The sequence below is a fragment of the Raoultibacter timonensis genome (assembly GCF_022845715.1).
Lineage (GTDB): Bacteria > Actinomycetota > Coriobacteriia > Coriobacteriales > Eggerthellaceae > Raoultibacter > Raoultibacter timonensis.
Genome location: NZ_AP025564.1, coordinates 1,274,091 through 1,285,923, shown reverse-complemented (window position 1 = coordinate 1,285,923; position 11,833 = coordinate 1,274,091). Strand labels below are relative to the sequence as shown.

11 protein-coding genes are annotated in these 11,833 nt (G+C 61.9%); 4 read left to right on the top strand and 7 right to left on the bottom strand.

What is annotated here, in order from left to right; translation table 11 throughout:
* Window positions 1–2: 2 nt before the first annotated feature.
* The 5 genes from MWL89_RS05060 to MWL89_RS05040 are packed head-to-tail and all read right to left on the bottom strand — an operon-like array spanning window position 3 to window position 4,810.
* Window positions 3–1,370, bottom strand: a complete 1,368-nt coding sequence (locus tag MWL89_RS05060) for a phytoene desaturase family protein (RefSeq protein ID WP_244411990.1) — start codon at window positions 1,368–1,370, stop codon at window positions 3–5.
* Between the two features lie 60 nt (window positions 1,371–1,430).
* Window positions 1,431–1,889, bottom strand: coding sequence for a PaaI family thioesterase (locus MWL89_RS05055; protein ID WP_102378707.1), 459 nt, complete (start codon window positions 1,887–1,889; stop codon window positions 1,431–1,433).
* A gap of 31 nt (window positions 1,890–1,920) precedes the next feature.
* A complete protein-coding gene (locus MWL89_RS05050; RefSeq protein ID WP_244411989.1) occupies window positions 1,921–2,856 on the bottom strand; it encodes an FAD-binding protein in 936 nt (311 codons plus the stop codon).
* A 20-nt stretch (window positions 2,857–2,876) separates the two neighbouring features.
* Window positions 2,877–3,638, bottom strand: coding sequence for a putative electron transfer flavoprotein FixA (gene fixA / locus MWL89_RS05045; RefSeq protein ID WP_102378709.1), 762 nt, complete (start codon window positions 3,636–3,638; stop codon window positions 2,877–2,879).
* Between the two features lie 26 nt (window positions 3,639–3,664).
* Window positions 3,665–4,810, bottom strand: a complete 1,146-nt coding sequence (locus MWL89_RS05040; protein WP_102378710.1) for an acyl-CoA dehydrogenase — start codon at window positions 4,808–4,810, stop codon at window positions 3,665–3,667.
* A gap of 272 nt (window positions 4,811–5,082) precedes the next feature.
* On the opposite strand from MWL89_RS05040, the gene MWL89_RS05035 reads away from it, so the two are divergent.
* From MWL89_RS05035 to MWL89_RS05020, 4 genes are all read left to right on the top strand, one after another.
* Window positions 5,083–6,051, top strand: a complete 969-nt coding sequence (locus tag MWL89_RS05035) for a LysR family transcriptional regulator (RefSeq protein ID WP_102378711.1) — start codon at window positions 5,083–5,085, stop codon at window positions 6,049–6,051.
* 679 nt (window positions 6,052–6,730) lie between these two features.
* Window positions 6,731–8,143 (top strand): SLC13 family permease, encoded by a 1,413-nt coding sequence (locus tag MWL89_RS05030; RefSeq protein WP_244411988.1) that lies wholly within the window; start codon window positions 6,731–6,733, stop codon window positions 8,141–8,143.
* A 270-nt stretch (window positions 8,144–8,413) separates the two neighbouring features.
* Window positions 8,414–8,845, top strand: a complete 432-nt coding sequence (locus MWL89_RS05025) for a PadR family transcriptional regulator (protein ID WP_180995086.1) — start codon at window positions 8,414–8,416, stop codon at window positions 8,843–8,845.
* A gap of 171 nt (window positions 8,846–9,016) precedes the next feature.
* Window positions 9,017–10,333 (top strand): (Fe-S)-binding protein, encoded by a 1,317-nt coding sequence (locus MWL89_RS05020; RefSeq protein WP_102378720.1) that lies wholly within the window; start codon window positions 9,017–9,019, stop codon window positions 10,331–10,333.
* Window positions 10,334–10,404: 71 nt separating this feature from the next.
* Here MWL89_RS05020 and MWL89_RS05015 read toward each other — a convergent pair whose 3' ends face one another.
* Both MWL89_RS05015 and MWL89_RS05010 read right to left on the bottom strand, forming a co-directional pair.
* A complete protein-coding gene (locus MWL89_RS05015) occupies window positions 10,405–10,833 on the bottom strand; it encodes a GNAT family N-acetyltransferase (RefSeq protein WP_180995087.1) in 429 nt (142 codons plus the stop codon).
* Window positions 10,834–10,841: 8 nt separating this feature from the next.
* Window positions 10,842–11,825 (bottom strand): DUF169 domain-containing protein, encoded by a 984-nt coding sequence (locus tag MWL89_RS05010; protein ID WP_244411987.1) that lies wholly within the window; start codon window positions 11,823–11,825, stop codon window positions 10,842–10,844.
* Window positions 11,826–11,833: the final 8 nt, after the last annotated feature.

Below are 11,833 nucleotides of genomic sequence, written 5' to 3'. Positions count from 1 at the left end.
AACTACGCTACGTAAGTGTCGAAGAACTCGATCGCGCTGTTGGCAGCCAGCTCCGTGCCGACCCCCGCGCCACCGGCTTCGGCACCGACGATGTAGAGGCCCGCAAGCGGCGATTTGATCGCCGGACGGTCTTTGCCGGCTTGACCCGCCTGCTGGGCGATGCCGATTCCCGCTCCATCTTCGCCCATAATGCGCGCCGCGTCTGCCGGGAATACCTTCTCGACGAAAATCGCATGCTCGCGAAGGCCGGGGAAGCTTTCCTCTGCGATGTCGATGAGCGCTTCGAGGATGGCGGGGCAATGCTCGTCGGGAATGCCCGCGGGAACCGCCGTCGTCATCATGACCAGCTGCTTTCCTTCGGGTGCAACCGAGGGGTCGAAGCTCGAGGGAACGACGATGAAGGAGTTGAGTTCCTCGGGCACCTCGCCCGCCATGAGCTTGTCGTTGTACTCCTTGACGGGAACCGAAGAGAACCCGGAAAGCATTTTGATTTCGGGGCTGATCACGGTATCGAGCGCAAAGCGCGCGATGATCGACACGAACGAGATCTCGAGGCCCTCGACGTATTCGACGTACTCGGCATCGAAGTGCTCGGCACCCACAAGATCGCGTACGGTTTCCTGGATGCCCGCGTTCGACACGATCATGTCGGCGCGGAACTCCTCGCCATCGACGATCACGCCGACGGCACGGTCGTCCTCGACGACGATGCTCTCGACCGGTTTGCCGAAGTACGTCTCGACGCCGTACTTCTCAAGGCCGTTCATATAGGCTGCGAGGATGGATACGCAGCCGCCCGACGGATAGCCGGAAGCATGGGCTTCGGCCTCCCACTTGAGGCAACGGGCGAACTCGCCCGCCGATAAGCGGTACTCGGGGATGCAGCAGTAGATGAAGCCGATCTGGCTCACGCATGCGTGCACGAACGGGTCGGTGGTGTAGGTGTCGAGGAACTCCTCGAGCGTCTGGCCGTCGAACGCGCCCGTCTCCTCGTCGGTCATGTTCTTGACGTCGGTGACCATCTTGATGACGGCCTCGAAATCCTCGTCGGAAACGCGTCCCTTGAGGTCCTGCGGGAACTTGAACTTCTCACCGCCCGTCGACTGGATGGGGCGAACCTTCGTGAACTCGATGTTCGATTCGACGCCGCACCGGTCGAGCAGCTGGATCAGCGGACCCTTCTCTCCGCGGGAGATCAGGTGCACGCCGAAGTCGACCGTGAAGTCGTCGCGCTTCGACGAGCCGATGCGGCCACCGGGCTGCATGCGCTTTTCGAACAAGGCGACCTTCTTGCCGCTTTGTGCGAGGAGCAGCGCGGAGGCAAGGCCTCCGACGCCGGCTCCGATAACGATAGCATCGTAGTGCTTCATGTGCTTTCCCTTCGTCGCGTTGCGCGCCCGAAGCGCGCTCTTCCGTCAGTCGCCCGAGCCCTACCGCTGCGCGGGCAGGGCGTAGTAGTTGAAGCTCATGAGCGCCACCTGCTCGCCGTCCACGTCGAACACCGGCACGTCGAGGAAGTAGTCGCCGCGGCCGCGCTCCCGAACGGGCGCGATCTTCTCGGCCGCCTCGTCCTCGGTCAGCGAGAGCTCGACGACGAGATCCTTGGTGCCGGGCTTGAGGTACTTCGACTCGACGCTCTTGAGGATCGGCACGAACTCGTCGGTGCCGTAGGTGGCCATGAACAGCGTACCGCCTGCGATCTCGGCCAGCACGAACTCGCTGCCCGCGTACGCGATGCCGACGTGGTTTCTGTGCAGCTCGGTTAAGGGAAGCAGCAGGCGAACGTGGCGCTCCTCCACGATCTCCGCCTTCATCTGGGCAAGGTTGATATAGGGCGTCGGACCGTCGTTGACGTTTTTAGCCAGTTCCTTGAAAAAGTTCTCGTCCATTGCATTGCTCCTTGTGTTCGAATCGGATCGGTTACGCGTTCAGGCCGGCGGCGAGCTTGGGGGCAATCTCGCGGAAATCTCCGACGATACCGTAATCGGCCTGCTTGAAAACGGGCGCGTTCTTATCCTTGTTGATGGCGACGATGGTCTTGGCGCCTACGGCCCCGACCATATGCTGGACCTGGCCCGAAAGGCCGACGGCGACGAAGAGGTCGGGTTTGAGCATGACGCCCGACACGCCGATGTAGCGCTCCTTCGACATCAGGTTCAGCCCCTCGGCGATGGGGCGGGTGCATCCCGTTTCGGCTTCGAGAGCCTGTGCGAGGCCATCGACGATCTGCAGGTCTTCGGCGCTCTCGATGCCACGGCCCACGCTGATCACGCGACGGGCGGCGGCGAGGTTCACCGATTCGATCGTGCGGGGTTTCTTCTCGACGAGCGTGATGCCCGAAGCGGCGGCGACAGCCGGCAGCTCCTCGGGCGCAGCATCGGATGCCGACAGGCCTTCGAGCGATTCGTTCAAGAGCAGGCCGTCGCTTAAAAGCACGATGGCGGGACCGCCGTTCACCTTCTCGACGCTGTATGCGCTGCCGCCGAACACCATATGCTCGGCCAGCAAAGCGCCGTCCTCGACCCATACGCGCACGGCGTCGTTGACGACGCGCGTCTTCTGCGCAGCCGCGATCCGAGCGGCAACGAGGCGCATGCGCTTGGTCGTTGCGATGAGAACCGCATCGGGCTTGTGATCCCCGACGGCGGCGATAACGGCAGCAGCCGCATCTTCGACGAGGCCTTCGCCCTGACTCGCGGCGACGAGAACCGCATCCGCACCCGCGCCCTGCGCAGCCCCGACCGTCGCATCGCCGATGCACACCGCTTCGACGCTTTCGCCGATCCTTCTTCCGACAGCGATCAATGCGGCGTAACTTTCAGGGGTTTCGCCGAGAACCCATACTTTGTTGAGCATGTTCATCCTATCCGCACCCCCTACCAGGAAGCCTTGATGTTGGTTACCAGCTCGCCGATGTTCTCATCGGTTGCGCTTTCGTACACGACGTGCTTGCGCTCGATGTTTTCGGGCGCAAGCACCGAGACGGTCTCGACAGGGCTTTCGGGAAGCCCCCCGACCTCGTCGAGCGTCCACTTGACAACCGGTTTCTTTCCAGCCGCGAGGATGTCTTTGAGCTGGGGGATCCTCGGAAGATTGATATCGGTCGTCACCGAAACGACGGCGGGGAGCGTAACCTCGAGCACCTCGACTTCGTTTTCAAGCGTGCGCTCGACCACAACCGCGCCGTCCTTCGCCTCGATAGAGCTCACGGCGTTCACCACGGGAACGCCGAGCAGAGCCCCGACAAGCGACCCCACCTGCTGTGCGTAGAGATCGCCCGATCCCTCGCCGCACACGACGAGATCGTAATCGATCTTGCCGAGGGCAGCGGCGAGCACGGAGGCCGTCTGGAACGCGTCCGACGAATCGAGGACGGGATCGATAACGCAATAGAGCTCCTGGGCGCCGCGCGACAGGGCGGCCTTGACGAGCTTCGTATCGTTGAGCTTCTCGCCGCCCGCGGAAAGGAGCGCCGCGCTTCCCCCGGTGGCCTCGGCGAGCTTCGCCGCCTCCTCGATGGCCACCAGATCGTATTCGCCCAGAATCATCTCGGCTTTGTCGAGGTTCAGGGTCTTGTCGGGGTTGACGTCGATGTCCTGCGCATCGGGAACCACTTTGTAGCATGCAACGGTATTCATTGTTCGCCTCATCCTTTCTCGTGGGCCTACTGGGCCTCTTTGATGAGCGCGCGCCCGGCGGTATGGACCATGATCTCCTCGGTGCCGGCCATGATGCGGTAGACGCGCTGATCGCGCCACAGGCGCGAGATGCGACAGTCGTGCGTGTAGCCGATGCCGCCCATGATCTGCATGGCGTCGTCGATGACCTCGAAGGCGGCCTGCCCGGTATAGCGCTTGACGAGCGAGGAGTCGATTTGGATGGACTCGCCGTTCATCTTCTTCCATGCGGCCTTGTACAGCATGTTCTGCATGTTCTCGATCTTGATCTTCATATCGACGATCTTTTCTTGGATCAGCTGAAACGACCCGATGGTCTTGCCGAACTGCTCGCGCACCCCCGCATACTTCACGGCCTCGTCGTAGGCGCAACGGGCCATGCCCACGTTGGCGGCGCAGATGGTCAAGCGCTCGACCTCGAAGTTCTTCATCAGCTGGTAGAAGCCCTTGCCCTCGACGCCGACGATATCGGTCTCTTCGCACTCGACGTCGTTGAGGTGGACTTCGTAGGTGCCGCACATGTTGTTGCCGATCTTGTCGAGCTTCTCGATGGTGATGCCAGGGCGGTCCATCGGGAACAGGTACATGCTGAAGTCTTTATAGGGGTTCTCGTTGATGCCGCTGCGGCAGACGCAGAGCATGAACGGAGCGCGGTCGGCGCTCGTGTTGAACGTCTTGTTGCCGTTGATGTACACCTTGCCGTCGCGTTTGGTCGCCGTCGTGGCCATGGCGGCGCTATCGGAGCCCGCTTGGGGCTCGGTGAACCCGAGCGTGAAGGGCTTGATGCCCTGAAGCGCGTAATCGAGGACGGCCTTCTGCTGCTCTTCGTTGCCGAAGGTCAGGATGTCGTCGACCTCGGTAGCGAAGTTGATCCAGACAAGCGACGGGTAGCCGAGGGCATGGGCCTCTTCGGCAACCATGATCTGGGTGAGGATATCGGTGGGAGTGCCTCCGAACTCCTCGGGAATGCCGAGCGTCGAGAAGCCCGCTTCGACGAGCGCGTCGATGGCCTTCTGGGGGTATTCGTGGTTCTTGTCGCATTCCTTGAAGTAGTTCTCGAAATCACCCCGCTCCATAACCGTTTTGAGGCTTTCGAGCAAAAGTTCCTGCTCCTCGGTTTTCTTGAAGTCCATCGCGTGCTCCTTTTCGTTAGTTCGGCGGATTGTCAGACCATATTCACGTGAAGCGCAATTGAGGATCGAAGGGCAGCGACCGTATATCCATCCCACGACCTACATGGATGCTGCCTTTTCGAGTATTATAGGAACATGCGCGAGTATGAAACAAATACGTATGTTGTACAGCCCATCGTGCAGAACCGTTTATCCGTTTATGCTCGTTTCGAATTCGAACAATTCATATTTCAAATAAACCAAGGACAAAGAGGAAAACTGGAGGCTTCTTGATGGACATCGAAACCTATAGGGAATTTATGGTACTCGCCGCCCACAAGAGCTTCGTTTCAGCCGCCCGCGATCTCAACATGTCGCAGCCCTCTTTGAGCCGCCATATGGCGGCCCTTTCCAACGATCTCGGATGCCAGCTCTTCTACGAAACGCGGCCTTTGAGCCTCACCGCAGCGGGCGAAGTGGTTCTGAAGTACGCCGGCAAGATCATCGGCGACCAGGCCAACATGCTCGCCGAGCTGCATACCCTGCCCACCTCGCGCAGCGGGCGCATCCTCATCCTCGACCTGCTTCACACCAATGCCCTCTATATAGGCATAAACGAGGCGATGGCGCTTGCGAAGAAGAACTTCGCCGGGCTGCGCATCGAATTCCTCAACTTGGACAGCAGCGGACTGAGCGCCCAGCAGATGATCGAGGCGGGCAAGGTGGACATCTCGTTCGAGACCGTCATAACCGATTCCTCCCCCGCAAACCCCAACCTGCCCGACTCGGTGCAGGCCATCTGGATTCCCGAATTCCACGGCGAGCTCGTGGTGGGCGTTGCGAAGGATTCGCCTCTGGCATCGCGCACCGACCTCGGACTCAAAGACCTCTCCCAATCGCGCTTCATCCTCCAAGCGAACCGGCACAGCGAACGGTTCAGGGAGGATTTCATCCGCATGTGCTCGGAAGTGGGCTTCTACCCGAACATCACGCTCGTGCCATCGGACAACCCCCTGGAATTCTATGCAACCGATCCCGGCGACGGCATTCATCTGCTCACCAAGGTCGACCGCAAATACAAGCCGCTGATCTCCGACTTGCTCAAGCAGCACGTCACCGTGCTCGCCCTCAAGGACAAGAAGCGCTACGTCGACGCCTACGCGTTCATGAAGAAGGATTCGGGCCGCGCCGAGCTCGACTTCTTCGCCGAACAGCTCGAGCAGCACGCCGAGCGCCTCTACGCCGAAATATACCCGGAATAACGCCGGTCGAGCATGCGAATGCCGCCGCTGCCGGGCGCATTCGCACCGCTGCCCCGCACACGTACGGCCGATCAGCCGTACGCCGGTACCGCGACACACTTCGAGAACTCCTGATCAGACCTTTATGCGAGCTTTGTATGCACAATCCGTTATTTGATATTGCAAAAAACGAATGGACGGATAAACATCCGTGCGCAACAGACCGTGCAATATACGTATTTGCCCCATACTCGAACATCTTCCTATAATGCCGACAAGAAGGCGGTAGCATTGACGCCGCCACAGTTCAGGCATGGTACGTCTCCCGAAACGAGAGGAGGTATGCACCAGGTTGGTCGGAGCGCGAATTTTCGCATGTGGCTCATAGATGACCGAGATCAACTACCCCGATTCAGCGATACGCATCCATGCGCCCATCGCGCAGAATTGGCCATCTACGATCTGTATGCAAGGATTATCCGTTTCGAACCATACCGAAGACGCGAATCCGGGCAGCCCGCTTGCATCCCACTTCGTTCCTGCAGGTGCTCGACAACGTTTTCGGCAGCTTGGTGCTCGTTTGAGGGACGCACCAGAACCGAGGGATGAGCGGCTGCGTCGAGATAGGGGGTTATCGGAAAAGCACGCATCATCCATGTTCCACCAATCGATCTGCATCACACAAGGAGGTACAAGCCAAATGGAAAACACCAACGTTCCCATGTCGAAGCGCCTGGTCGGCATCGGGCTCGCGGCGCTCTGCATCGTGGCCTCGCTGCTCATACCGGGCTCCGAGCAGCTCTCGGCCGAGGGCGTCAAGACCCTCGGGCTCATGCTCGCGCTCGTGTCGCTGTGGGTCACCTCGGCCCTGCCGCTCGGCGTCACGGCCCTGTTCATCATCGTCATGTGCCCCGTGCTCGGGATCGTCCCGAGCCTCGGCGACGCGATCAAGGGCTTCGCGAGCCCCGCGCTCTTCTTCATCATCGCGGTGTTCTCGCTGCCCGTCATCATGCTCAAGACCAACTGGGGCGTGCGCCTGATCAACATGATCATCGGCTGGACCGGCACGAGCTCGCGCAAGCTCGTCCTCGGCTTCATGATCGCCACGACCCTCGTGTCCACCGTCATGTCCGACGTGCCCTGCACGGTGCTGTTCCTCGGCTTCGCGCTCACGATCCTCAAGGCCACCGGGGCCAAGCCCCTGCAGTCCAACCTCGGGCGCTGCCTCATGATCGGCATCCCGATCGCCGCGGTCACCGGCGGCATGGCCACCCCCGCGGGCTCCTCGTTCAACGTCGTGGCCATGAACATCCTGCAGCAGGCCACCGGCACCTCGGTCTCGTTTCTGGACTGGGTCGTCGTGGCGCTGCCCGTCGTGATCGTCATGACGCCGATCACGTGGTTCTTCATCACCCAGCTCATCAAGCCCGAGCCCATCGCCGACTCGGCGCTGCAGGGCATCCGCGACCAGGCCGCCTCGGCCACCAAGGTCGAGCCCCACGAGGTCAAGGCCCTCGTCGTCATCGTCGGCCTGCTGGTGCTGTGGATCGCGGGCAACTGGGTGCCGGTCCTCAACGCGACCGTCGTCGCGCTCATCGGCCTCACGGTCATGTTCCTGCCCGGCATGAGCCTGCTCACCTGGCGCGAGTTCCAGGACTCCGTGCCGTGGGGCATCGTGCTCATGTGCGGCACCATCATGTCGATGGGCGCCGTCGTCGAGGCGACGGGCGGCGCGGCCTTCCTCGCGGGCGCCATCGCCGGCTCCGGCGTCATGGACCTCGGCTTCTTCGCGGCCTTCGCGCTCATGCTCGCGCTCATCTACCTGCTGCACACCGTGTGCCCCATCGGCGTGGCGATCCTCGGCATCTTCCTGCCGATCATGATCACGCTGTGCGCGGGATTCGGCGTGAGCCCGGCCGTCCCGACGATCGCGCTCGCGGTCGTGGTGGCCGGCAACTACCTCATGCCGGTGAACCCCACCGTCATGCTGACCTACGGCGAGGGGTACTACACCTTCGGCGACATGTTCAAGACCGGCGTCGTGCCCTCGATCGCCCTCGTGCTGATCATGGCCGCCTGGATGCCGTTCATCGTGGGGGCCATGGGGATATAGGCCAAAACCCCGGCATCGGAATACTCGGGGCCGTCGCAAGACGGCCCTTTTTTATGGGCGAGGACGGTTTCGCAAGGTTTCCGATGCGGGTTTCGGGGAAACGCATCGCGCATTTCCGTAACCTCTGCTCTCGTGCGAGCATCCCGCGAGCAGATTTTCCGCATGAGCATCGCATGAAATACCCATTGCCCATTATTCCGCTGTAAATACTGGCAGTTTGCAACTATTTATGGGATGATAACCTTATCGTATCCAATTGGAAGGAACACCATGTGGCATAGCTGCAATCCGAAGTCCGACGACGATCTCAAAGAGTGCGCCGAGCTCGGCAAATCGCTCAACCGCCTCTCCCAGCCGACCATCCTCACGCTGCTCGCGAATTCGGATGAACCGCTGCACGGCTACATCATCGTGCAGCTCGCAGCCCAATCCCCCATGTTCGGCGGAAAGAAGCCCGACGCGACCGGCATCTACCGTGCGCTCAAGCGCATGGAGGAAAACGAGCTCGTCACCTCGAAGTGGGATACTCCCGAAGAGGGATCGGCCAAGCGCATGTTCTCGCTGACCGACAAGGGCCGTCGGTGCCTGCGCCGCTGGATCGATGCGCTCGCCTGCTACGAGCTCACGCTCGAGGAACTGCGCTCCGATGCCGCAGACGCCCTCGGCATCGATCTGCCCGACACCCCGCGCTGCGCGGGGTAGGCAGACCGCCCCTGTTTTTTCCCTGCCTCTGAGTCGCAGGACCATGGCACGCCGCACCGGGCGAAGCGGATTCTGCCACGGGGCGACGCTTCTGCTCGCCTGCCCGTTTTCCCCCGTTAAACGGGCAGACTGCGCTACACTTACTATCCTGAGAGACGGGAGTTTTCGAAGATGAAGCCGCAAAAACTGACGGACGAGGAGCTCGCTTCCGTAGCGCAGCTCGATTCACCTATCCTCAACGCGTTGGCAGCCTGGGCGAACAAGCGCCTCACCTGCTCCCATTGCAAACGCTGCACGACCAGATGCGAGGTGCTCGACCAGCCGGGGCTCGACGTGGGAATCGTCGAGGAGCGCTACCGCCAGATCTCCGCACTCCCCTTGGACGATCAGCCCGCAGCGGTCATCGAGCTCGTGCAGGAGAGCCCCGAGCTCTTCATCGCGCTCAGGCGCTGCTGCTTCTGCGGATACTGCACCGCAACCTGCCAAACGCACGTGCTCGCCTCCGACAGAATGCGCGATTGGCGCGAACTGTTCATGCGGGCGAACTACATGCCCCCCGATGATTCGCGCCTCGTGATGGTCGACAACGAATGGCATATCTTCAGCGCGTATCGGGCCGTATACGGCATCGGCTACCCGGAGTTCGTCTCGCTGCCGCAAGCCGCCGAGGCGGGACCCGGCACTGTCGACACCCTGTTCTTCCCCGGCTGCTCGCTCGTGAGCTACACGCCCCATCTCGTCCGAGCGGTGGGAAACTGGCTTACCGATGCCGGCATCGCATGGGCGCTCTCCGACGAATGCTGCGGCAGCCCGCTCATGAGCGCCGGCCTGTTCGATCGGGCCGCGGCGCTCAGACAACGCGTCATCGACCAGATGCGCGCGGCGGGAATCACGCGGATGATCACCGTCTGCCCCGGTTGCGGAGACGAGTTCTCCGAGTATCTCGAAGGTACCGGGATCGAAATCGTCCCCTTGCCGGAAGTGCTGCTCGAAGGAAGCGGCAAACTCGAAGCCGCAGGGAAGCCGAGCGGGTTCTCGCCGCTCGAAGAAGAGAGCCTCACGTTCTTCGACTCCTGTCACGACCGCGCCGACGGACGCCACGGCAGGGCGATCCGCAAGCTGGCGAAACGCTATCTTCCCGACGCCTCGCAGCACGAGCTCGATCACCATGGCCGGGGGACGCTTTGCTGCGGAGCGGGCGGCGCCGTAGCAACCTATGACGAGGACATCACGAACCGCAGGGTATGGCGCGTTATCGAAGAGGCGCGCGCAACCGGTGCGCATACGCTGGTGACCGCCTGTCCCACCTGCACCTATACGGTTGCGCAAGCCTGTTTGGGGGTCGATCCCGAACAGGGTATCGGTAACCGTCACTACCTCGAGCTTCTGTTCGGCGAGCCGATCGACTGGGCGCTCATATTCGACCAGCTCGGATCGATGTGGACCGGCGAGTACGGCCCCTGGCTCAACCAGACGTTCTTCGGGTAAGCGAGCCAACCCGTCGCATCGGCCGGCCGATCGCATCAGTCGATCGGCCGGCTTTCGGAAAACCTGCCGGACTAGCGCCTTTTCCCCATGGGAAGCGGGGCGCATTCTTCGTACATCTCGCATTCGTCGCATTCGGCGGCGATCGGGGGGTGGATTGTCTCCCACCCGACAGGCTCGAAACCGAGCGCCTCGTAGAACGCGCGGCTCGACCCACGCGATACGAGCCTGAGCTCGCCGTACTTTTCGAGTGCGTCCTCGATCAACAGGCGGCCCACCCCGTAACCCCGCCACGTCGAGTACACCACGACGGGATTCACGTGGCAGACGCCATCGGCGTCGAGCACGAGCCGGATGAATCCCACGATATCGCCGTCGCCGTTCACCGCCACGCGTACGGTATCGCTCGCTTCGATCGGCCCCATGCCCTCAAGCTCCGAGTACGCCGTCAGGATCGGACAGTCGTCACGTTCGGCATCTCGTATAGTCACCAGTTCTTCCATGGCGCATCCTAGAACGGGGGAAGGTAGATCTTGTCGCGCGACTGCGGGATGGCCTTCTTGCCGAGTTCTTCGAGGCCCTTGATAACCTGGGGCATGAGCTCCACGGGAATTCCCATCATCATGCAGTCGTCGCCCACATCCGAGCTCGCCCGGCATCCGTAGCAGCCGAATGATATGTTGATCTCACCCGTGGTCATCGGCAGAAGCGTGGTTTCGACGCACTGGGCGTTGTAGCCGCTCGCATGGAAATCATGGCGATGTCCCGTGTAGTACGAGGTGGCCATCGAGAGCCACATGATCTGCTCGGGCTGGGCGACGATTGCCACGACCTCCGCCTCGCACGCCGCCTCCGAGAGCGGTGCGACCACCGTGGCGTCCACGGTGCGCGGCTCGAGGCAGGGGCGCTCGTGCACCATGCGCTTGGCCGCCTCGACCGAATCGAGTTTGTGGAACAGGATGTAGAGCTCGCCGCTCGCAAGCTTTTCGGGCATAGGCGTAAGACCGAGGATCGAGGTGCCGTCGGGGCAGGCGTGGCGGTTCGCGGGCATCATGAGCGAACGGCCGCGGCGGGCCGCCATGAGCGATTGGCAGAACCGCAGGCGCTCTTCGGGAATCGGCACATCGGGAAGCGGCGCGCCCGCCTTGACGAGCGATATCGCCACAGGATGCCAGCGCAACCCGAGCACGTCGCGCAAAACGCGCGACCACTCCTTGTACCGGGCCTTGATCTCGGGATCGAGCGGCGCAGCCTTCTCGCGGTCGGCGAACGCCGCTTTCGCGGCGGACGATGCCTCGATGCGGATGGCGTGTACGGGGCACTGTCCGGCGCACGTCTCGCATCCCCAGCAGTCTTCGGGTCGCACGGCTTGCGGACCGTCGTTCATTTCGAATACGTTGACCGGGCAGAACGCCTCGCACAACCCGCACGACGTGCACAGGTCGCGGTTGACATGGATCATATAGCCAACTTCGTTTTCACTCATGTTGGTCATCGGACACA